The 20,489-nt window shown below is 69.1% G+C and carries 19 protein-coding genes; 10 read left to right on the forward strand and 9 right to left on the reverse strand.

What is annotated here, in order from left to right; translation table 11 throughout:
- The first annotated feature begins 29 nt into the window (after window positions 1-29).
- Together QFW96_RS04965 and QFW96_RS04970 are read left to right on the forward strand one after the other, a co-directional pair.
- The gene (locus tag QFW96_RS04965) at window positions 30-1,586 is read left to right on the forward strand and encodes an FAD-binding protein (RefSeq protein WP_281454323.1); all 1,557 of its coding nucleotides are present in this window, start codon (window positions 30-32) and stop codon (window positions 1,584-1,586) included.
- A 1,148-nt stretch (window positions 1,587-2,734) separates the two neighbouring features.
- On the forward strand, window positions 2,735-2,935 hold the full coding sequence (locus tag QFW96_RS04970; RefSeq protein ID WP_281454324.1) for a hypothetical protein: 201 nt from the start codon (window positions 2,735-2,737) through the stop codon (window positions 2,933-2,935).
- A gap of 9 nt (window positions 2,936-2,944) precedes the next feature.
- On the opposite strand, the gene QFW96_RS30170 is transcribed toward QFW96_RS04970, so the two are convergent.
- The gene (locus QFW96_RS30170) at window positions 2,945-3,454 is read right to left on the reverse strand and encodes a DUF6221 family protein (protein ID WP_343231359.1); all 510 of its coding nucleotides are present in this window, start codon (window positions 3,452-3,454) and stop codon (window positions 2,945-2,947) included.
- Between the two features lie 29 nt (window positions 3,455-3,483).
- Here QFW96_RS30170 and QFW96_RS04980 point away from each other — a divergent pair, with 29 nt between their 5' ends.
- Window positions 3,484-4,599 (forward strand): peptidoglycan recognition protein family protein, encoded by a 1,116-nt coding sequence (locus QFW96_RS04980; RefSeq protein ID WP_281454326.1) that lies wholly within the window; start codon window positions 3,484-3,486, stop codon window positions 4,597-4,599.
- A 48-nt stretch (window positions 4,600-4,647) separates the two neighbouring features.
- On the opposite strand, the gene QFW96_RS04985 is transcribed toward QFW96_RS04980, so the two are convergent.
- Window positions 4,648-7,623, reverse strand: a complete 2,976-nt coding sequence (locus QFW96_RS04985; RefSeq protein ID WP_281454327.1) for an alpha-mannosidase — start codon at window positions 7,621-7,623, stop codon at window positions 4,648-4,650.
- 167 nt (window positions 7,624-7,790) lie between these two features.
- Between QFW96_RS04985 and QFW96_RS04990 the strand changes: the two genes are divergently transcribed.
- Together QFW96_RS04990 and QFW96_RS04995 are read left to right on the forward strand one after the other, a co-directional pair.
- On the forward strand, window positions 7,791-8,051 hold the full coding sequence (locus QFW96_RS04990) for a Prokaryotic metallothionein (RefSeq protein ID WP_281454328.1): 261 nt from the start codon (window positions 7,791-7,793) through the stop codon (window positions 8,049-8,051).
- Window positions 8,052-8,529: 478 nt separating this feature from the next.
- Entirely contained in the window at window positions 8,530-9,294 is a 765-nt protein-coding gene (locus tag QFW96_RS04995; RefSeq protein WP_281454329.1) for a putative protein N(5)-glutamine methyltransferase, read from the forward strand.
- Here the strand turns inward: QFW96_RS04995 and QFW96_RS05000 are convergent.
- The 6 genes from QFW96_RS05000 to QFW96_RS05025 form a co-directional block, all read right to left on the reverse strand.
- Complete coding sequence (locus tag QFW96_RS05000; RefSeq protein ID WP_281454330.1) at window positions 9,291-9,899, reverse strand: hypothetical protein; 609 nt, start codon at window positions 9,897-9,899, stop codon at window positions 9,291-9,293. The genes QFW96_RS04995 and QFW96_RS05000 overlap by 4 nt on opposite strands.
- 5 nt (window positions 9,900-9,904) lie before the next feature.
- The gene (locus QFW96_RS05005; RefSeq protein WP_281454331.1) at window positions 9,905-10,423 is read right to left on the reverse strand and encodes a hypothetical protein; all 519 of its coding nucleotides are present in this window, start codon (window positions 10,421-10,423) and stop codon (window positions 9,905-9,907) included.
- Window positions 10,424-10,899: 476 nt separating this feature from the next.
- Window positions 10,900-11,685 carry a cytochrome c biogenesis CcdA family protein gene (locus QFW96_RS05010; protein ID WP_281454332.1) on the reverse strand — a complete coding sequence of 262 codons (786 nt, stop codon included), beginning with the start codon at window positions 11,683-11,685 and terminating at the stop codon, window positions 10,900-10,902.
- Between the two features lie 104 nt (window positions 11,686-11,789).
- Window positions 11,790-12,323 (reverse strand): glutathione peroxidase, encoded by a 534-nt coding sequence (locus QFW96_RS05015; RefSeq protein ID WP_281454333.1) that lies wholly within the window; start codon window positions 12,321-12,323, stop codon window positions 11,790-11,792.
- A 19-nt stretch (window positions 12,324-12,342) separates the two neighbouring features.
- Window positions 12,343-12,864, reverse strand: coding sequence for a gamma carbonic anhydrase family protein (locus QFW96_RS05020; protein WP_281454334.1), 522 nt, complete (start codon window positions 12,862-12,864; stop codon window positions 12,343-12,345).
- Window positions 12,861-13,649, reverse strand: coding sequence for a GntR family transcriptional regulator (locus tag QFW96_RS05025; protein WP_281454335.1), 789 nt, complete (start codon window positions 13,647-13,649; stop codon window positions 12,861-12,863). The genes QFW96_RS05020 and QFW96_RS05025 overlap by 4 nt, the downstream gene beginning before the upstream one ends.
- A 187-nt stretch (window positions 13,650-13,836) precedes the next feature.
- Here QFW96_RS05025 and QFW96_RS05030 point away from each other — a divergent pair, with 187 nt between their 5' ends.
- Genes QFW96_RS05030 through QFW96_RS05050 form a run of 5 tightly spaced genes read left to right on the forward strand, consistent with a single transcriptional unit; the run spans window position 13,837 to window position 18,790 of the window.
- Window positions 13,837-15,054 (forward strand): CaiB/BaiF CoA transferase family protein, encoded by a 1,218-nt coding sequence (locus QFW96_RS05030; RefSeq protein ID WP_281454336.1) that lies wholly within the window; start codon window positions 13,837-13,839, stop codon window positions 15,052-15,054.
- 35 nt (window positions 15,055-15,089) lie between these two features.
- Entirely contained in the window at window positions 15,090-16,049 is a 960-nt protein-coding gene (locus tag QFW96_RS05035; protein WP_281454337.1) for a tripartite tricarboxylate transporter substrate binding protein, read from the forward strand.
- The gene (locus QFW96_RS05040) at window positions 16,046-16,513 is read left to right on the forward strand and encodes a tripartite tricarboxylate transporter TctB family protein (protein WP_281454338.1); all 468 of its coding nucleotides are present in this window, start codon (window positions 16,046-16,048) and stop codon (window positions 16,511-16,513) included. Before QFW96_RS05035 ends, QFW96_RS05040 begins: the two co-directional genes overlap by 4 nt.
- A gap of 20 nt (window positions 16,514-16,533) precedes the next feature.
- Entirely contained in the window at window positions 16,534-18,027 is a 1,494-nt protein-coding gene (locus QFW96_RS05045) for a tripartite tricarboxylate transporter permease (protein ID WP_281454339.1), read from the forward strand.
- Window positions 18,017-18,790, forward strand: a complete 774-nt coding sequence (locus QFW96_RS05050; protein ID WP_281454340.1) for an enoyl-CoA hydratase/isomerase family protein — start codon at window positions 18,017-18,019, stop codon at window positions 18,788-18,790. Before QFW96_RS05045 ends, QFW96_RS05050 begins: the two co-directional genes overlap by 11 nt.
- Here the strand turns inward: QFW96_RS05050 and QFW96_RS05055 are convergent.
- Window positions 18,787-20,478: an ATP-binding cassette domain-containing protein gene (locus tag QFW96_RS05055; RefSeq protein ID WP_281454341.1), complete on the reverse strand. Its 1,692-nt coding sequence runs from the start codon at window positions 20,476-20,478 to the stop codon at window positions 18,787-18,789. The two genes, QFW96_RS05050 and QFW96_RS05055, sit on opposite strands and share 4 nt — an antisense overlap.
- Window positions 20,479-20,489: the final 11 nt, after the last annotated feature.

Here is a 20,489-nt window from a genome sequence, read left to right on the forward strand (position 1 = left end):
GCAAAATGAAACATGTTCTACTTGGGTGCATGGCCAACACCCCGGACCACGAATGCGACGTCCTCGTCATCGGATCCGGCGGCGGCGCACTCACCGGCGCCTACACCGCCGCCCGCGAAGGCCTCTCGGTCATCGTCGCCGAAGCCTCCACCCACTTCGGCGGCACCACCGCCTACTCCGGCGGCGGCATGTGGTTCCCCTGCAACGCCGCACTCACCCGCGAAGGCCACCACGACACCCTCGACGCCGCCCGCACCTACTTCCGCGCCGTCGTCGGAAAACGCACACCCACCGCACTCCAAGACGCCTTCCTCGAAGGCGGCGCACCCCTCATCGACTACCTCGAAGCCGACACCGACTTCAAATTCATGGCCTTCCCCTGGCCCGACTACTTCGGCTCCGCACCCCAAGCCCACGCCACCGGCCGCCACATCATGGCCAAACCCCTCAAAGCCGAAAAACTCGGAACGCTGCGCGACACCCTCCGCCCACCCCTGGGCACCGAACGCGCCGACGAACCCCTCCCGGACGGACTCTTCGGCGGCCAAGCACTCCTCGCGCGCCTGCTCCTCGCCCTGTCCAAGCAACCCCGCGCCGACCTGCGCCGCAACGCCGTCTGCGACGAACTCCTGCTCACCGACGGCGCTGTCACCGGAGCAGTGATCACCCACGACGGCACCCGCCAGCACGTCCGCGCCCACCGCGGAGTCCTCATCGCCGCAGGCGGATTCGAGCACAACCAGCAGATGCGCGACCAGCACGGAGTCCCCGGAACCACCCGCGACGCCATGGGCCCGCCCAGCAACCAGGGCCTGGCCACCTTGGCCGGCATCACCGCCGGAGCCGACACCGACCTCATGAACGAGGCCTGGTGGTCACCCGGCATCACCCACCCGGACGGCACCTCGACCTTCTCCCTCTGGTTCACCGGCGGCATCTTCGTCGACGACCAGGGCGAGCGCTTCGTCAACGAGTCCGCCGCCTACGACCGCATCGGCCGCCGCATCCTCAGCCGCCTCGCCGACGAGGCGATGACCCTGCCGTACTGGATGATCTACGACGACAGGGCAGGGGAGAGGCCACCCGTGCAGTCCACCAGCGTCCCCATGGGCAACACCCAGGACTACGTCGACGCCGGCCTCTGGCACACCGCCGACACCCTCGACGAACTCGCCACCAAGATCGGCGTCCCCGCCGAGAACCTGGCCCGCACCGTCGCCCGCTTCAACACCTTCGCCGAATCCGGCACCGACGAGGACTACGCCCGCGGCGACGAGCCCTTCGACCGCGCCTTCACCGGCGGAGCCTCACCACTGGTTCCCATCACCAAGGGCCCCTTCCACGCAGCCGCCTTCGGCATCTCCGACCTCGGCACCAAGGGCGGCCTGCGCACCGACCCGCGAGCCCGAGTCCTCAACACCGAAGGCGACGTAATCCCCGGCCTCTACGCCGCGGGCAACTCCATGGCCGCCGTCTCCGGCACCACCTACCCAGGAGGCGGCAACCCCATCGGCGCCTGCATGGTCTTCAGCCACCTCGCAGCCCTCGACATGGCCCGACGCAGGGGAGAGGCGCAAGCATCCTGACAGAGACCGTGAGCGATCTCGGTCCAGACCTTCGTGGTCTCGTCGTGGTCGGGTTGGGGGAAGTTTTCATGAAAACTTCCCCCAACCCATCAGAAGCCGCAGCAGCACGCCCAGGCCGAGTACGACGAACGCGCGGCCGTAGGGCGACTACGTCGCCTCGTTGTCGCCTCGTTCGCCCATCTCGCTCGGTCCGGCTTCGGAGGTCGGGGAAGCGGGTTGCTGGGTCTCCCGAACACTTCACTTAACATAATGTGCATTATCGGCCTTACGGGGTGATGGGCCGATGAGGCTGAGAGGGGCGGCTGGGTGGCGCTTTTCGGTCTTTTTGGTGACCGGGGCGTCGCATGGTGCGGGCTCGTTCTCGTGTGCGGGCCGCCGGGTGGCGTTGGGTGCTGGGATGCGTGGTGCGGCGTTGCGGTGATGCGTCGGGCTGGTTGAGCGTGCGCGTCGTGATGTGCGGCGTGCTGTCTTCGCGGCTCCTGCGAACGTGCCTGTTGGGTGCGACTCAGACTTCTCGGCGGCGTGGTGGCCGGTGATCCCCCTGTCTCGGTCGAACCCTTATCGACCACTACTTACGTCACAGTGACGTATTGGGGTTGGTCTGGCTGGACCTCGAAACAGTGGTCCGCGCAGGGCATTTGCACGTTGATGATCACGGAGCCTGATGAGTGCGGCTGATCGGAGTCGGCCGGCGCTTTCTGCATGGGCGCGTCGGAAGACAAGCGAGACCTCAGCGCGACTCGATGACGGGCCCTGAAGGTGGCCTGCGAGTCGGTTGAAGGACGCCTCGATCCCCCGGGGTAAGATCGGGCCGGTCGTCGGGCCATCACCCTGATTGATGGATAACGTAGATTATCCACGAAATTACAAGATCAACTTACAGATCTGGTTGTGGCCCAGCGCGTTCCAGCGATCCGGCCGGACCACCCCACTGCCGTCATGAGGGCTCCGCGACTCCCGCGAGCCCTTCCCGCTCTCCGTCCCGGTCCAAGCTCCCACGCGCCGCTCCCCTCCGCTGAGACCCGACCCCGACAGCAGGTCGAACGCGGGTTCGATTCCTGCGGGTTCGCGGGCGGGCCTAAAGGCACTCCCCTCCTCCTGCGGGCGGTGGATGCTGGAGGTATCACTCCTTCTTCGGGGAGGTCGTCATGAACGGCCAGGAAGCTCTGCGGGAGCTGATCGAGCGCCTGGAGGCGCGGGCACGTCAGTCGCTGTGCACCAACGACGAGCAGAACCGCCGGTTCATCCGCACCGGGCTGCACGCGGCAGCCGATGAGGCGCGGATGCTCATGCGGGAGCTGGACGAGGAGAACCTGCACCCCCGCTGGAACGGTCTGCCGATGCGGTGAACCGCCGGGTCAGGGACGCCAGCGGTGGGCGTAGCCGGGTCGGTCGGCGTAGGGCAGGCCGAGTAACGCCAGGGTGAGGCATCCTCGTTCGTCCTCGGGCGGGTAACTGGTGCCGAGGACGTCGCAGGGGCCTTCGCCGGTGCCGCAGCGCTCGTGCTGGGCGAGCAGGCGGGTTTTGAGCTCGCATTCGCGGAATCCGCGCAGGGGTCCGATGAGGCAGCGGTGGGTGGCGTTGCCGGTCTCCTCGTCTTGGCGGGCTTGGCTGTGCAGTTCGAGGTCGACGTCGACCTGGCGGCGCAGGAATTGGGTGAAGCGGCTCATGGGTCTCCCCCGTGCGTCCCTCGGTGATCGCGGTCCACTGCGGTGACGCGCGGGGCGGCCGGTGATGACGTGTTGCCGCGCGATTGTCTGTTGGTTACTTGTTGGCGAACTGGTGGCGGCTTGTCGCCAGGAATTCCCGTTGCCGTGATCGGCTGCGTAGCGTGTCGAATCCCCAGGGCGCGGGCCCTGTTTCGTGATCGCTGACCGGTTTTCAGGGAGTGGAAGTCATGGTGCAACGGGAAGTGCGGGTCGCTCGGCGTGCGGTGCTGGCCGGTGGGCTGGCGGTGTCGGCGGTGGGTTTCGCCGGGTTGCCGGCGAGCGCGGCGGCTCCGCGGGTGGGAGGCCGTGCGGCGGCTCCGTCGATCTCCTCGACGTCGGATTGGGACGCCCGGGACGCCTCGGGTGAGATCGAGGTGCTGGACTCGAAGCCGACGAAGATCATCGTGCATCACACGGCGACGCCCAACAGCGATGACACGTCGCAGTCGCACGCCTTCGAGTTATCGAGGCAGATCCAGGACTACCACATGGACACCAACGGCTGGTCGGACACGGGCCAGAACTTCACCAACTCGCGCGGTGGCCACTTGATGGAGGGCCGGCACAAGAGCTTGGCGGCGCTGCAGGGCGGGTCTCAGCACGTCAAGGGCGCGCACGCCGGTGAGCAGAACTCGGTGTCGTTGGGGATCGAGAACGAGGGCACCTACACCGAGGCGTCGGTTCCGGGGTCGTTGTGGGAGTCGTTGGTGTCGTTGTGCTCGTACATGGTGTCGCAGTACGGGATCGAGCCGGGTGAGATCTACGGGCATCGGGATTACATGTCGACGGCGTGCCCGGGTGATGTGCTCTACGCGCGGTTGCCGGAGTTGCGGGAGTCGGTGGGTGCGGCGTTGGGGCTGGCGGTGGTGCAGCCGGTGACGTGGCCGTTGCTGCGTCCGGGTGCGCAGGGTCCGAGCGTGTCGGCGTTGCAGATGTTGTTGGGTGCTCGGGGTGCGGTGGTACCGGTGGACGGGGTGTTCGGGGAGTCGACGCAGCGGGCGTCCGCGGGTGTGGTGGCGGAGCGGGCCGGGTCGGGTCCGTCGTGCTTCGGGTCGCGGGTGGCTGAGCCGGGGTTGTTCGGTGGGTTGGCGTGGGAGTCGGTGACGCCGGTGCTGGGTGCGGGTGCCCGGGGTGAGGCGGTGCGGGCGGTGCAGGTGCTGTTGACGTCGCGGGGTCGGTACGTGCCGGCGAACGGGGTGTTCGGGGATCGGATGGTCTCGGTGGTGCGGGAGTTCCAGGCGGCGTCGGGTCTTGCGGTGACGGGTGTGGTGGATCGGGAGGGTTGGTTGCGGTTGTTGGGGTGACCGCTCCCCTTGCGTCGGGCCCCTGGGTGCGTGTCCAGGGGCCCGTTTTCATGCGCGGGTGATGCGGAGGGTGCGGATTTCGAAGGGGCGGAGTTGCAGGGGTGTGTCGGGTGGTTGGGGGTCGTGGGTGGGTCGTTCGAGGAGGTCGGTGCGGGTGATGGTGGTGGCGGGGAAGTTGGTGGTGAGGTGGGCGCGGGCTTGGGCGCCGCGGGCTTCGTAGAGGCGGACGATGAGGTCGCCGCTGCGGTCGTCGGCGAGTTTGAGGGCTTCGACGATGACGCCTGCGTTGTCGAGGGTGATCAGGGGTGTGACGGGGTTGGTGCCGTGGTGTGTGCGGGTGGGCAGGTTGATGCGGTAGCCCTGGCGGGCGGCTTCGGTGATGTCGGCGCCGATGCAGAGGGCGTAGCGGAGGGTGTGGTGTCCGTGGTCGGTGTCGGGGTCGGGGAATCGGGGTGCGCGCAGGAGGGAGAGGCGGATGGTCGTGGTGGTGCCGTCGTCGTCGCGGGTGTGGCGGGTGACGTCGTGGCCGTAGGTGGCGTCGTTGACGAGGGCGTGGCCGTAGTCGGGTTCGCTGACGTGGATGTAGCGGTGGGCGCAGATTTCGAAGCGGGCGTTGTCCCAGGAGGTGTTGGTGTGGGTGGGGCGTTTGACGTGGCCGAATTGGGTTTCGGAGGCGGAGTGGTCGGCGTGGATGTCGAGGGGGAAGGCGGCTTTGAGGAGTTTTTCGGATTCGTGCCAGTCGATGTCGGTGGTGATGTCGACGCGCTTCTCCCCTGCTGGGACGGAGAGGGTTTGGGTGATGGTGGAGTTCTGGTAGGTGCGTTGGAGGACGACGGTGTTGTCGACGATGTCGAGTGAGTCGAGGTCGGTGAGGTCGGTGACGGTGTGGCGGTAGAAGCCGTCGATGTCCCAGGCGTCCCAGTGGTTGGGGTGGTCGGGGTGGATTTGGAGGAGGTTGGCGGGGGCGGCGAGGGCTTCGCGGTCGGTGGTGTGGTCGTGGACGGCGTTGATGAGGCCGTGGGTGTCGAGGGTGGCGCGGATGAGTCCGTTGTCGAGGGTGATGGTGCCGTCGGGTTGGCGTTGGGGTGTGGTGGGTGCGGGTGTGCGGGTGGTGGTGGCGCCGAGGGCGGGGATGTCGTGGTGGGTGTGGGGTGCGGCGTTGAAGGTGATGGGTTGGTCGCCGTGGCCGGCGAGGGTGCGTTGGGCGTGGGTGATGAGGGTGTTGAGGCGTTGGGCGAGGTGGGTGTAGGTGGTTTCGGCTTCGCGGTGGACCCAGGCGATGGAGGAGCCGGGGAGGATGTCGTGGAATTGGTGGAGGAGGACTTGTTTCCAGATGTCGTCGAGTTCGTCGTAGGGGTAGGGCTCGCCGGTGGTGATGGTGGCGGTGGTGGCCCAGAGCTCGGCTTCGCGCAGGAGGTGTTCGCTGCGTCGGTTTCCTTGTTTGGTGCGGGCTTGGGATGTGTAGGTGCCGCGGTGGCCTTCGAGGTAGAGCTCTCCGGTGTAGACGGCGGGGTGGGTGTGGTCGTTCTGGGCGGTGGTGAAGAACTGGGTTGGGGTGTGGAGGTGGACTTGGGGTGAGCCTTCGAGGTTGTGGGTGCGGTGGGCGCGTTCGAGCATGTCGCGGGTGGGTCCTCCCCCGCCGTCGCCGTGACCGAACGGGAGGAGTGAGTGGTGGGCGTAGCCGTGTTCGGCGAAGTTGTTCTGGGCGCGGGCGAGTTCGGCGCCGGTGATTTCGGCGTTGTAGGTGTCGGCGGGTGGGAAGTGGGTGAAGATGCGGGTTCCGTCGATGCCTTCCCAGTGGAAGGTGTGGTGGGGGAATCGGTTGGTCTGGTTCCAGGAGAGTTTTTGGGTGAGGAACCAGTGGTTGCCGGATTGTTTGATGAGTTGTGGGAGTGCGGCGCTGTAGCCGAAGGAGTCGGGGAGCCAGACTTCGCGGGTTTCGATGCCGTATTCGTCGAGGTAGAAGCGTTTGCCGTGGATGAGTTGGCGGGCTAGGGCTTCGCCGCCGGGCATGTTGGTGTCGGATTCGACCCACATGCCGCCGACGGGGACGATGCCGCCGTTGTTGATGTGGTGGCGTACGCGGTCGTGGAGTTGGGGGTGGTGGGTTTTGATCCAGGCGAGTTGTTGGGCCTGGGACATGGCGAAGTGGAAGTCGTGGGTGTCGAGCAGTGTGGTGACGTTGGCAAGTGTTCGGGCGATCTTGCGGATGGTTTCGCGGATGGGCCAGAGCCAGGCGGAGTCGATGTGGGCGTGGCCGACGGCGGAGATCTGGTGGGCGCTGGGGTGTGCGGGTGAGGTGAGGGCGTCGGTGAGTTGGTTGCGGGCGGTGGTGGCGGTGCCGGGGATGTCGTGGAGGTCGAGGGTGTCGAGCATGCGTTCGAGGGCGCGGAGGATTTCGTGGCGGCGGGGTGAGTTCTCGGGCAGCTGGCGCATGAGCTGGTCGAGGACTTCGGCGTCGTGGAACAGGGCTGCGGTTTCGGTGTGGCGGAGGGCGATGTCGGCTTGGCGGAGTTGGTAGAGGGGTGGTCCGTCGGGGGTGGGGTGGTTGCCGAGGTCGGTGGGTTGGAAGCCGCGGGGGCCGAGGATGTCGGGGTTGGCGGCGGCTTCGACGTAGATGGTGTGGGTGCCGGGGGTGGCTGGGAGTGGGAGGTGGGTGTTGAGGGGGTTGATGGCTTTGAGGGGTGTGCCGTCGGGGGTGTAGCAGAGGCCTTCGCATTGGAAGCCGGGGCGTTCGGGGGTGGAGCCGAGGTTGATGAGTGCTTCGACGGTGTGGCCGGCCCAGCGTTCGGGGATGGTGGCGGTGAGGCGGAACCAGGCGGTGCCCCAGGCGGGTCCCCAGGGTTGGCCGATGTGGGTGGGTTGGTAGGTGGCGTTGAGGGCTTCGGTGACGGGGACGGGTTCGCCGGGGGTGTGCCAGACGGCGATGTCCATGGGGCGGGGTTCGGTGTGTTGGGCGGGTTTGATGCGTTGGTGCAGGACGCGGTCGAGGCGTTGTTCGACGATGTGGCGGTCGTCGTGCACGGGCGGCCTCCGGGGTGGTCGTGGTGTGTGGTGGTGATCATGCTGGCACAGGGTGGCGGGGGCGCTGAGGTGAATTGTGTTCGGGTGTGGGTGCGGTTGCCGGGTGTGGTGCTGGGCCGCATGCTCGCGATGTTGGGTTGTCGTCTGGTTCGTGGAGGGCGGTTTCGATGGGGACCTGCGAGGTGTGCGGGAACGAGTACTGGATGAGTTTCGAGGTGCGGACCGTGGGGGGCGGGGTGCACACGTTCGATTCGTTCGAGTGCGCGGCGCAGCGGTTGGCTCCGCAGTGCGAGCATTGCGGGTGCCGGATCTTGGGGCACGGTGTGGAGGCCAGTGGCCGGTTCTTCTGCTGTGCGCATTGTGCGCGTCAGTCGGATGTGGCGGTGGCCGGTGAGTTGCGGGATGCGGTGGGGGCGCATCCGGGTTGATCGCCACGGGGCGTGGTTCCGGGGGTCGTCCGGTGGGGTGTGACCGCCCGCTCATTGTTGTGACCGTTCTGTTATGTCACGGTTGAAACACGCGGACGACCTGCGACGACATCCCGGGTGACGGGTACGAACTCGGCCGGAGAAGTGGGTGTCCGCGTATCCGGGTGTTGACAACGAGCGGGAAACCGTCAACTCCACATCAAGTCCCTACAGAAGCAGTATGGAGGACGCCCCATGGCAAATATGGTTCGCTGGCTGGGCGGCATCACGCGGGAACTCGAGCGTGCCCGCGCGCAGATGCGGCACCCCCGCTCGCAGGCCTGCACGCGTTTTCCGCGTGACTGAGGTCTTCAGCGCACAACCGAAAACCTGACTTCGAGTTCTGCCGCGTCCCCGTGCCCCGGGGGCGCGGCAGAACTCGTTCGGCGGGTCGGGTGCGAGGATGGGCCGGTTGTTCGCGCGGGTGTGGGGGGCGTTGATGTCGCAGGATGCGGTGATTTCCCGGTTGCGGGCGGCGGGGTGCGTGTTCGCCGAGGACGAGGCCGCGCTGCTGGTCGGTGAGGCCGGTGGTGACGGTGCGCGTCTGGAGTCGATGGTGGCGGCGCGGGTGTCGGGGTTGCCGTTGGAGCAGGTGTTGGGGTGGGCGTGGTTCCGGGGGTTGCGGATCGCGGTGGCGCCGGGGGTGTTCGTGCCGCGGCGGCGCACCGAGCACCTCGTCGAACTCGCTGTCGAGCACGTGGTTTCGGGTGCTGTGGTGGTGGACGTGTGCTGCGGGTCGGGTGCGGTGGCCGCGGCCGTGCGCGCGGAGTGCCCGGAGGCGGTGGTGTGGGCGTGCGACGTCGATGAGCGCGCGACCGCGTGCGCGAGGGTGAACCTGCCGGGAGGTGAGGTCGTGACGGGGGATCTGCTGTCCCCTCTCCCCCGCGATCTGGCCGGTTCGGTGCGGGTGATGACCGCCAACGCCCCCTACGTGCCCAGCGACGCGGTGGCGTTGATGCCTCCGGAGGCTCGTGATCACGAGCCCCGACGGGCTCTGGACGGAGGCACCGACGGCCTGGCGATCCAGGCGCGGGTGATCGCCGAGGCCCCACGTTGGCTGTCCCCCGGCGGAGCGCTGCTCGTGGAGACCTCCGAGGAGCAGGCCGAGGGCACCGCAGGTCTCATGCGCGCGGCGGGCCTGCACGTCCGGGTGTCGCGCAACGACGAGCTCGACGCGACCGTGGTCTGCGGTCGGCGGGACTAGCCGATCTCGAAGGTCTGGAGCGCAGCGCGGATCTCGGCTTCTAGGGCTGGGCGCTGGGCGGGGTGATCTTCGTAGCGGGTGCGCAGGGCGCGCATCGAGTCCATCGGTGCCCGGTCGGGTTCGTAGTGGCCGGCGGCGCAGACGAAGGTGAGCGCCTCGTAGGCGGTGATGGCCTGCGCGCCGAGCGCACCGGCGGCGTTGAGACCCGCCAAGGGGAAATGAGTGTCCGGGCCGGTGCGGCCGAGGAAGACGGCGGCCGGGATCCGCAGCAACACCGGCGCGGCGATCTCGTCGTCGCGTGCGGCGTTGCGCTGCGGATCCGCAGCCACCTCGCGCAGGGGTTCGCGCAGCTGCCGCAGGCATTCCACCGCACCCCGCTGCCAGGCACCGCTACCCCGCTGCTGCCCGGGCCGGTCGGCGGCGAGCACCCGCCGGTAGGCCTCCACGACGCTGCCGGCCCCGGCGTCGCCGTAGCCGAGCAGCGCGCACCCGTGCAGCCACCACGCCACCGCCCGCACCCACTCCCGCTCAGGGTGAGCCTCGGCGAGGCGCTGCTGCTCCCGCCGCAATTCCTCGATCCGCCCCCGCACTCCCGCTGGCCTCATACTGATCAGGATAGAGTCATTTGCCAGTCGCTACGCTGGGACGCGCTGTTAGCGCCAGCAGGGGCCCAGTACGCACACTCCGCCCAGTCGTTGTTCGGTTCGGTGTAGATCGTGGCAATATCACTCGTGGCACTGTTGACCACGACATTTCCCCGACGTTCCGTACCGTGGTACTGCAGGATGTAGCGGGTGTTCCCTGGATCGCCCGGCCGGGGAAACCCGTAGCTGACGACACGGTCAGCACAGCGCATGAAATCGTTAACGTTCACGTATGGATCATGCGGCCCCGACGGTCGTGGATCCCACATCATGTGTTTCAACGAGCTGCATCGCCACTGCCTGGTTTCTCCGGTGCTGATGTTGATCCATCCCATCAGAAGGAACGCATCGTCTACGGCGTATTCGAGGCAGTCATCCATACGGCCTTGAAGTTTGACCGGGTCGAAGTCAAACCCCGGCGCTGGGTCCGCAGCAGCTGTAGACGTCGGACCGGTCACTATCGAAACTACTACGGTGGCCGCCACCGCACCCCAAGTGGTTTTCTGCACTTCCCCAGATTTCCCGTTCGTTCCGTGTTGGTCGATCTTGTCCCAAAATTGCTCGCCGCACAGCTTCAGACGACTACCCGCGGAGCGTGCAGGCTTCCTGGGCAAGTCCCACGGTCCAAATTCCCTCAGCCTGCATCAGTCGCAGGCACTCCTCGTTCCCTCCTGGGCCCACCGGCTGATTGCACGCATCCCAAACGGTCGGATTCGCCTTGCCGGTAACGGCGATCCGGTCGTAGCACTGCTGAGGTGTGGCTTGCGCGGGCAAGGCAGTGATCACTGACAGAACAGCCGCAGCAATGGCGGCAACCGATCCGATGGCAAAGACACGCCGCACGGATTCCAACACGAACTCCCTCTCGTCGATCTTGAGCGATTGCGTTCGCAAGACTAGAAGCGCGCTATCACCGAAGATCGAGGAATTCGTTCACTTCACCCGGTGTCGCAGTCGAGGGTTAGAGGGGTAGTTCGAAAGTGCTGATCGTTGTTTGGAGCGGGAAGAGAAGTTCTTGCCACAGGCCCGTGACGAGGCTCAACCCGAGAAGCACCAGCAACGCTCCCCCGGTGCGTTGCACCGTGCGGCCGTGACGCCGTAGCCACCCGGCGGTGCGGATGCCCCACTGTGCGCCGAGTGCCATGAGCACGAACGGGATGCCGAGCCCCACGCAGTAAGCACCGATGAGCACAGCGCCCCGGATGCCAGACGCGACGCTCGGATCCGTGGCGACAGCAAGCGAGATCACGCCTGCGAGGGTGGGGCTCAGGCAGGGCGTCCATCCGAGTCCGAAGACTCCGCCCAGCAGTGGTGCGGCGATCAGTCCGCGACTTCGTGGCAGGCGGTGCAGGCGGACGTCGCGTTGCAACGGCGGGACGAGGCCGAGGAACACCAGACCCATCAGCACGGTGATGACCCCGCCCAGTCGCTGCAGCCAGGCGCTGTTGGTGCCGATCGCGTCGGTCAGGCCCAGGACGGCGAGTGTTGCTGCGATGAACACGATGCTGAACCCTGCGACGAACAGAGCCGCCGCACCCGCGATCCGCCAGCGACCACGTTGCTTGGTTTCGGCTTCGGCAGGGGTCACTGCGGGGGAATCAGCACCCACTAGACCCGCGAGATAGGCGACGTAGCCCGGTACGAGCGGGAACACACACGGCGATGCGAAGCTCAGTGCCCCTGCTGCGCACGACACGAGTGCGGCGAACACCACCGGGCCGGAAATGACGATGTCCGTCGGATTCACCGGGCCAGCATAGGAAGTGCACCGGCCCCCGGACTCTTCGGGTTTGGGTGGGTCGCCTTGGTCGCGTGGGGTTGGTGTTTCCGGCGCGACCAAGGCGGTCGGTGTCAGAGGTGCTGTTGGAGGTCTTTTTTGATGTCTTCGGGGGTGGTGGGGGGTTCGTAGCGCGCGAGGACCTCGCCTTGGTCGTCGAGGAGGAACTTGGTGAAGTTCCAGACGATGTCGCCGGGTTCGGTGGCCGGGGTGACGGCGCTGATCTTGTCGTAGAACTCGCCGTGGTGGGGTCCCCAGTCGCCGGGGGCTTCGGCGCGCAGGTGCGCGAACAGGGGTGCGGCCTCGGGGCCGTTGACGTCGATCTTGCCGAGGACGGGGAAGGTGACGTCGTAGGTGAGGCGGCAGAACTCCTGGATCTGCTCGTCGGTGCCGGGTTCCTGGCCGAGGAACTGGTTGCAGGGGAATCCGACGATGCGCAGGCCCTTGTCGGCGAACTCGCGGTGGAGGGCTTCCAGGCCCTCGTACTGCGCGGTCAGTCCGCACTTGCTGGCGACGTTGACGACGAGGGTCAGCGTTCCTGCGTAGTGGCGCAGCGGGACGCTGGTGCCTTCGGCGGTGGTGACGTCGATGTCGTAGGCGCTGGTCACTCTGCTCTCCCGGGGTGTGTCAGAGGGCTTTGCGGTGCTTGGCGGCGAGGGTGAGGTACTGCTCGACGGAGAGCTTGAGGGCGGCTTGTTCGTCGTCGGTGAGTTCACGGCGGACCTTGCCGGGGGTGCCGGCGACCAGGGAGCCGGGCGGGATCTGGGTGCCTTCCAGGACCACGGCTCCGGCGGCCACGAGTGATCCGGCGCCGATGCGGGCGCCGTTGAGCACGACCGAGCCCATGCCGATGAGGCTGCCGGTTTCGACGGTGCAGCCGTGCAGGACGGCTCGGTGGCCGACGGTGACCTCGGGGTGGATGTCGGCGGGGAATCCGGGGTCGGCGTGGATGACGGTGCCGTCCTGGATGTTGGTGGCCTCGCCGATGGTGATGGTCTCCTGGTCGGCGCGCAGGACGGCGCCGTACCAGATGCTGGCGCGGGCGGCGATGCTCAGCTGCCCGATGAGGCTGGTGCCGGGGGCGATGAAGGCCTCGGGGTCGATGTGGGGTGTGGCGCCGTCGACGGTGAGGGTCAGCGGGTCGTTCACGGGGTTTCCTTCCTGGTCTTGCCCGACTGGGTCGTGCCCAACTCGGTCGTGCGCTGCTGGGTCGTGCGCTGCTGGGCCAGCCAGGCCAGCGCGACGTCGGTGTGTCCGTCGACGGTGTCCTCGATGCCGTCGAGGAAGCTGCGGTCGCCGTGGGTGGCCAGGGCGTCGAGGACGGCGTGGGGGTCGCCGGTGTCGATGATCTCGAGCAGGTGGGTGTGGCGGGCGACGTCGCCGTCGAGGCTCTCGTGCTCTTCGCGGGCGCGGCGGTTGAGGGCCATCGACAGCATCAGCTGCAGTTGCAGGGAGCGGTAGGCCTCTTCGAGGCGGGCGTGGCCGGACAGGCCGACGATCGAGACGTGGAACTCGAAGGACCGCTCCAGGTAGGCGGGGCGGTCGCCGTCCGCGGCGGCTTGGCTCATGGCGTGCAGGGCCTGGTGGCAGCGCCGGCGGCGGGCGGGGTCGGTGACCGGGACGCCGAGGCGGATGGCCAGGCGTTCGAACTCGGCGCGCAGGGTGCAGATCTCGTAGATGTCGTGCAGCGTCAGCGGGGTGACGATGACGCCTTTGCGGGGCACCTGGCGGACGAGTCCTTCGCGTTCGAGCACGCGCAGCGCTTCGCGCAGGGGTGGCCGGGAGATGCCGAGTTCGCCGGTGAGGCGGTTTTCGACGATGCGCTGACCGCAGAGCAGGTCGCCGCCGACGATCATGCGCCGCAGGGTGGCCGCGGCGAGTTCGACGAGGCTGGGTGGCCCGGTGATGTGCGGGGCGCTGCTGGTGGTGTCCACGTCTTCTCCTTCGCGCTGGGCGCGATCTCTCCGGCCGCGATCCTATTGCCTCGGGTGGAGCAACCTGCGTGGCCGAGCTTGTCAGCCATGATCTGACTGCTGTAGACAAAAGTCAGGTGATGCCGATCACGGTCATCGCCCATCGCCCCAAACGGCGGATCGCCCGAGACGGTGGGAGGCGTGGCAGGTGGGAACCCGTTCAGAGACCGCCCGATCAGAAACGGCCCCGCTGGCCGGTGTGCGCGTGGTGGAGATCGGCGCGTTCATGGCAGCCCCGTACGCGGCGATGCAGCTGGCCGACCTGGGTGCCGACGTGGTGAAGGTGGAGAACCCCTCCGGTGGCGACCCGGTGCGCCAGACCGGCCCGTTCCTGGGCGAGCACTCCTCCCCCTTCGTGCGGCTCAACCGCAACAAGCGTTCGCTGGCCGTGGACCTCAAGACCGAGCAGGGCAAGGAGGTCCTGGCCTCGCTGCTGGACACGGCGGACGTGCTCATCGAGAACCTGCGGCCGGGGGCGTTGCGCGCCTTGGGTTTCGGGCCCGATCAGATCGCCGAGCGGTTCCCGCGGCTGGTGTACGTGGCGGTGTCGGGGTGGGGTCAGGACGGTCCCCTGGCCGCCCAGCCGGGGCTGGACATCATGGCCCAGGCGCGGGCCGGGCTGATGAGCATCACCGGTGAGCCGGGGGGTGCTCCGGTGAAGGTCGGGGTGCCGGTGTGCGATCTGGTGTGCGGGCTCTACGCGGCGATGAGCGCGATGGCCGGGTTGCGGGCGCGGGAGGCCACCGGGCGGGGGCAGTGCGCGGACGTGTCGTTGTTCGAGGCGGGTGCCTCGTTGGCGGTGTGGGAGGCCGGGACGTTCTTCGCCACCGGCGAGTCCGGTGCCAAGCACGGGTCGGCGCACCAGAACAGCGCCCCGTACCAGGCGATTCGCAGCAAGGACGGGTGGGTGACGGTCGGGGCGACCACGACCAAGACGTGGCCGGCGTTCTGCCGGGCGCTGGGGCTGGAGTCGTTGCTCGACGATGCCCGTTACGGCTCGTCCTACGACCGCTACCACCACCGCGCCGAGCTCATCGCCTCGATCGAGGAGACCACGAGCGGGTGGGAGACCGATCGGATCGTGGAGGTGCTGGTGGCGGCGGGGGTGCCGTGCGCGCCGATCGCCGAGACCGCTCAGGTGTTCACCGATGCCCACCTGAGCGAGCGGGAGTTCTTCTGGGACGCCCCGCACTCGGAGCTGGGGGCGGTGCGTCAGATCGGGTCGCCGATGCGGCTGTCGCAGACCCCGGCCCGGCGGGATGCGGCGGGCCCGGTGCTCGGTGAGCACACCGGGCAGGTCCTGGCCGAGCTCGGCCTTGGCGAGGAGGAGGTCGCCGCGCTGGTGGCGGCGGGAGTGTGCCGGTGAGGTGAGTTCTCGCGACGCGAGCTCGAGGAGGAGCGATGCGTGCGTTGACGGTGATCGTGGCGGCGGTGCTGGTGGCCTCCGGGTGTTCGGCCGGTTCCGCTTCGCAGGACGCGGCCGGGGCCGATCGGCCCGTGGGTCCGGTGACGATGGTGGTGCCCTTCGCCGCCGGCGGCGGCAGCGACATCGCCGGGCGGGCGGTGGCCGACGGGCTGGCGGCCACGAGTCCGGGGTTGAGCCTCAGCGTCGACAACCGCGAAGGCGGGCAGGGCGCGGTCGGCTACTCCTACCTCGTGGGCAAGGCGGGTTCCCCGAACTACCTGCTGGCCACCGAAACGTCGCTGCTGTCGCTGCCCGCGTCGGTCGAGGTGGCGTTCTCGCACCGCTCGTTCACGCCGATCATGAAGGTCGGTGAGGACTTCACGCTGCTGGTGGCCCGCCCCGATTCGCCGCTGTCGAGCTGTGCCGAGGCGGTGGCCCAGGCGCGCCAGCGGCGGGTGCTGGCGGCGATCTCCGGGGCGATGGGTCCGGATGCGGTGGTGTTCTCCCAGATCCGCGCCACCACCGGCGCCGACATCGACACCGTGCCCTACGAGGGCGGTGGGGAGTCGATGGCCGCGGTGCTGGGCGGGCAGGTCGAACTCGCCTCGCTCAACCCCAGCGAGGTCATCGGGCAGCTGCGGGCCGGGCAGCTCAAGGCGTTGTGCGTGTTCGCCGACCAGCGCTACCCCTACCCCCAGCTCGCCGGGATTCCGACGTCGGTGGAGCAGGGCGTGCCGGTGGTCTTCGCGCAGTTCCGCGGGATCATCGCCCCCGGCGGGCTCAACCCGGCGGCGCGGGAGTTCTGGATCGGCGCGGCGCGCCGCTTCGCCGACTCGCAGGCCTACCGCGACTACGTGGCCTCGGAGTTCCTGCAAGCCCGTCCGGCCTTCGGTGCCGATTTCGCCGCCTACCTCGCCCGCGCGCAGCAGGAGATCTCCGGGGTGGTGGCGCGATGAGCGCGCAGCGGTGGTTGTGGACGTCGCTGGTGGTGCTGGGTGCGGCCGTGGCGGTCTCGGCGCCGGTCTACGGGGTTTTCGGGGAGCAGGGCCGCATCGGGCCGGGGTTCATGCCGCTGGCCGCCGGGCTGGTGCTGGCGGTGCTGGCGGCCACCCAGCTGCGGCACCCGGCCGCCGAGGCCGAGCCGGAGCAGGCGGGCGTCGATGACGCGGGGCGGACTCCGGCGCGGCGGGCCTGGATCCTGCGGCGCGTGCTGGTGCTGCTGGTCGCCGCGGTGGCCCTGGTGCCGGTGGTGGGTCTGGTGTGGGCGTTCGCCGGGCTGGTGCTGGTGATCTCGACGTGGCTGGAGGGCCGGAACCTGCTGTCGTCGCTGGTGTTCTCGGCGGTGGCGGGTGCGGTGGTGTGGGTGATCTTCGGGGTGCTGCTGGCGGTGCCGCTGCCGACCGGGCTGATCGGGATCTAGAGGAAGGGAGGTGGGCGAGGATGTGGGACAACCTGTGGCTGGGGATCTCCACGGCGGTCACACCGGTGAACCTGCTGTGGTGCCTGGCCGGGGTCGTGCTGGGCACCGTGATCGGCCTGCTGCCCGGCATGGGCTCGGCGACCGGGGTGGCGATCCTGATCCCGATGACGTTGACCGTCGAACCCGTCACCGCCCTGATCCTGCTCGCCGGCATCTACTACGGCGCCCAGTACGGCGGGACGATCACCTCGGTCCTGCTGTCCACCCCGGGTGAGGCCGCCAGCGTGGTGACCACGTTGGACGGGTATCAGATGGCGCGGCAGGGCCGGGCGGGTGCGGCGCTGGCGATCGCGGCGATCGGCTCGTTCACCGCGGCCCTGTTCTCCCTGGTCCTGCTGGCGGCGCTGGCGCCGCCGATCGCGCAGGTGGCGTTGCGGTTCGGGCCGCCGGAGAACCTCGCGGTGATGGTGCTGGCGCTGGTGACGATGGTGGTGCTCTCGACCGGTTCCACGGCGCGGGCCGCGGCGATGGCCGCTGTGGGGGTGCTGATCGCGTGCGTGGGCATCGACGCCGGAACCGGGCAGGCCCGCTACACCTTCGGCAGCATCAACCTGCTCTCGGGCATCCCCTACGTGGAGGTCGTCATCGGCTTGTTCGCCGTGGGCGAGGTGCTGCACCAGATCCGGGTGGGTGCGGTGCGCCCGATCCGCGCGAGCTTCCGCGATTTGGTCATCCGGCGCGAGGACGTGCGGGATTCGGCGGGGGCGATCGGGCGCGGCAGCCTCGTCGGGTTCGCGCTGGGAACCCTGCCCGGCGCCGGATCGACCCTGGCCTCGTTCCTGGCCTACGGGTTGGAGAAGCGCGTCTCGCGCAACCGCGAGCAGTTCGGGCACGGCGCCATCCAGGGCGTGGCCGCACCCGAGAGCGCCAACAACGCCGCCGCCAACGCCAACTTCATCCCCACCCTGACGCTGGGCATCCCCGGCGGCGCCACCACCGCCGTCCTGCTCGGTGCGCTGACCGTCTACGGGATCCAGCCGGGGCCGTTGCTGTTCACCGAGCAACCCGACCTGGTGTGGGGCTTGCTGGTGTCGTTCTTCATCGGCAACGTCATCCTGCTGGTGCTCAACCTGCCGCTCGCGCCGGTGTTCGCGCAGCTGCTGCGGGTGCCCTACGGGCTGCTGTACCCGCTGATCCTGATGACCAGCTTCGTCGGCGCCTTCGCCATCGACAACAACGTGTTCTCGGTGGTGCTGGTCGCGGTGTTCGGCCTCGTCGGCTACGGCATGAAGCGCCTCGACCTGCCGATGGCGCCGCTGGTGGTGGGCGTGGTCATCGGGGGTCTGCTGGAGAAGGCGCTGGTGCAGTCCTCGGCGATCTTCGACGGCGACATGGCGCTGCTGGCCACCCGCCCGATCGCTGTGGTGATCCTGCTGATCGCCGCGGCCGCGCTCATCACTCCCCTGCTGGCCCGCCGCCGGGCGGGAAGGAAGGAACACGCCGATGTCCGATGAACTGCTGGTCGACGCCGACGGCCCCGTGCTGCGGGTGACGTTCAACCGCCCCGCCCAGCGCAACGCCATGAGCTGGACCATGTACGACGGGCTGGTCGCCGCGATCGACCGCGCCGAGGCCGACCCCGGTATCCGGGTGGTGGTGCTGCGCGGGGCCGGCACCGAGGCGTTCGTGGCCGGCACCGACATCGCCCAGTTCACCGAGTTCACCAGCGGCGAGGACGGTGTGGCCTACGAACGGCGGATGGAAGCGGTCTTCGGGCGTCTGGAAGCGTGCACCGTGCCCACGGTGGCGGCGATCTCCGGCTACTGCGTCGGTGCGGGCCTGGCCATCGCCGCGGCCTGCGACCTGCGGGTGGCCACCACCACGGCCCGCTTCGGCGTGCCGGTGGCCCGCACCCTGGGCAACTGCCTGGCGATGAACACCGCCTCGATGCTGGTGTTCCACCTCGGTCCTTCCCGCGCCAAGGACGTCCTGCTGCGCGCCCGGATGCTCACCGCCGAGCAGGGCCACGACGCGGGATTCGTCCACGAGCTCTGCGGTCTCGACGAGCTCGACGCGGTGGTGGCCTCGGTGACCGACCGGCTGGTGGCCCACGCGCCGCTGACGATGTGGGCGAGCAAGGAGGCCATCCGCCGCCTGCGCCTGGCCGGCATGCCCGACGGGGACGACCTGGTGCGCACCGTGTTCGGCAGCGACGACTTCCACCGCGGTGTGCGGGCGTTCATCTCCAAGACCCCGCACACCTGGACCGGCTCCTAACCGTCCACGTCGGACAGGGTCTCGCTCAGCCGCATCCACCGGGTGGGCCGGATGTCGGTGAGGAACCGGTGGTCGTGGGAGACCACCACCAGCGCGCCCCGGTAGGCCCGCAGCGCGGCCGCGAGATGACCGATGCTGTCGAGGTCGAGGTTGTTGGTCGGCTCGTCGAGCATGAGCAGTTGCGGGGCGGGTTCGGCCAGCAGCACCACCGCCAGGCTCGCCCGCAACGCCTCCCCGCCCGACAGGCTGCCCGCGTCCTGGTCGGCGCGGCGGCCGGGAAAACCCAGCCGCGCCAGCCCGGCCCGCACCTGGTTGGCGCTCAACCCCGGTGCCGCGGCCGCCACGTTGCCCGCCACGCTGAGCCCGGGGTCGAGGACGTCGAGGCGTTGCGGCAGCAACCGCACCGGCACCGGCACCTCCACCACCCCCTGCTCGGGGTCGAGGTCACCGGCCAGCACCCGCAGCAGCGTGGTCTTGCCGGTGCCGTTGTCACCCAGCAGCGCCACCCGCTGCGGGCCGTGCACGTCGAGATCCACCCGCGCCCCGGTGTGGGGCAGCACCACCTCCCGCAGCCGCGCCACCCCGCGACCCGCGGGCACCGCCGTGGCCGGCAGGTCCAGGCGGATCGCCGGGTCGTCCTCGCGCACCGCCGCCTCGGCCTCGCGGCGGGCATCGCGGGCCGCGGCCAGGCGCTGCTGGGCGATCCCGGTGAGCTTGCCCGCCGATTCCTGGGCGGCGCGGCGCCGGGCCCCGGCGAGGATCTTGGGCATGTTCTCCGCCGACCGCGCTCCTTGCTTCCGCCGCTTGGCGACGCTCTGCTGCGCCTGGGTCAGGTCGCGTTGCTGGCGGCGCTCATCGGCCTCGGCGGTGCGCAACGCCTGCTGCGCGGCGGCCTGCTGGGTGGCCAGGGCCTGCTCGTAGGAGCTGAAACCGCCGCCGTGGACGGTGATGCGGCCCTGGTGCAGCTCGGCGATGCGGTCCACGCCTTCCAGCAGGTCGCGGTCGTGGGAGACCACGACGCACACCCCGTGCCGCCACCCGGCGAGCGCGTGCACGACCCGCTCGCGGGCCGGCTGGTCGAGGTTGTTGGTGGGTTCGTCGAGCAGCAGCACCCCGGGCCGGGCGAGCAGCAGCGCGGCCAGGTGCAGCAGCACCGTCTGCCCGCCGGAGAGCGTCCCGACTTCGGTGTCCAGGGGCAGGCCGTCGAGGCCGAGGTCGGCCAGCAGGGCATGAGCGCGCTGCTCGACGTCCCAGTCCTGCCCGATCGTCTCCAGGTGCTGCGGGGTGACCTCACCGCTTTCCACCGCCGCCAGCGCGGCCAGGGTCTGCTCGATGCCCAGCACTTGCGCGACGCGCGCCTGGGTGCGGGTGGTGAGGTTCTGCGGCAGCACCGCCACCGGGCCCGGGACGCTGATGCTGCCGCGCGTGGGGTGCAGGGTTGCGGCCAGCAACCGCAGCAGGGTGGTCTTCCCGCTGCCGTTGGCGCCGATCAGGCCGGTCACACCGGCCGGGAACGTGACGGTGAGACCGGTGAACGCGCTGCTGCCATCAGGCCAGGTGTGCGCTACGTCGGTGCAGATCACCGAAGAGGACATGAGTGCTCTCGCCTTCGCCGTGCGGTCGATTCGGGCCAGGCGAGCACTTGAGGAACCGCGCGCGAACGCGCCGGTCGGGGTGGTGCGGGTCATCGAAGGCTCGC

This window comes from Saccharopolyspora ipomoeae (assembly GCF_029952525.1).
In the GTDB taxonomy this organism is placed as follows: Bacteria; Actinomycetota; Actinomycetes; order Mycobacteriales; family Pseudonocardiaceae; genus Saccharopolyspora; species Saccharopolyspora ipomoeae.

Bases quoted from the DNA above. Each gene is read 5' to 3' on its own strand.
- QFW96_RS04965 (WP_281454323.1), top strand. From the start codon at position 30: ATGGCCAACACCCCGGACCACGAATGCGACGTCCTCGTCATCGGATCC.
- QFW96_RS04970 (WP_281454324.1), top strand. From the start codon at position 2,735: ATGAACGGCCAGGAAGCTCTGCGGGAGCTGATCGAGCGCCTGGAGGCG.
- QFW96_RS04980 (WP_281454326.1), top strand. From the start codon at position 3,484: ATGGTGCAACGGGAAGTGCGGGTCGCTCGGCGTGCGGTGCTGGCCGGT.
- QFW96_RS04990 (WP_281454328.1), top strand. From the start codon at position 7,791: ATGGGGACCTGCGAGGTGTGCGGGAACGAGTACTGGATGAGTTTCGAG.
- QFW96_RS04995 (WP_281454329.1), top strand. From the start codon at position 8,530: ATGTCGCAGGATGCGGTGATTTCCCGGTTGCGGGCGGCGGGGTGCGTG.
- QFW96_RS05000 (WP_281454330.1), bottom strand. From the start codon at position 9,899: ATGAGGCCAGCGGGAGTGCGGGGGCGGATCGAGGAATTGCGGCGGGAG.
- QFW96_RS05035 (WP_281454337.1), top strand. From the start codon at position 15,090: ATGCGTGCGTTGACGGTGATCGTGGCGGCGGTGCTGGTGGCCTCCGGG.
- QFW96_RS05040 (WP_281454338.1), top strand. From the start codon at position 16,046: ATGAGCGCGCAGCGGTGGTTGTGGACGTCGCTGGTGGTGCTGGGTGCG.
- QFW96_RS05045 (WP_281454339.1), top strand. From the start codon at position 16,534: ATGTGGGACAACCTGTGGCTGGGGATCTCCACGGCGGTCACACCGGTG.
- QFW96_RS05050 (WP_281454340.1), top strand. From the start codon at position 18,017: ATGTCCGATGAACTGCTGGTCGACGCCGACGGCCCCGTGCTGCGGGTG.
- QFW96_RS05055 (WP_281454341.1), bottom strand. From the start codon at position 20,478: ATGACCCGCACCACCCCGACCGGCGCGTTCGCGCGCGGTTCCTCAAGT.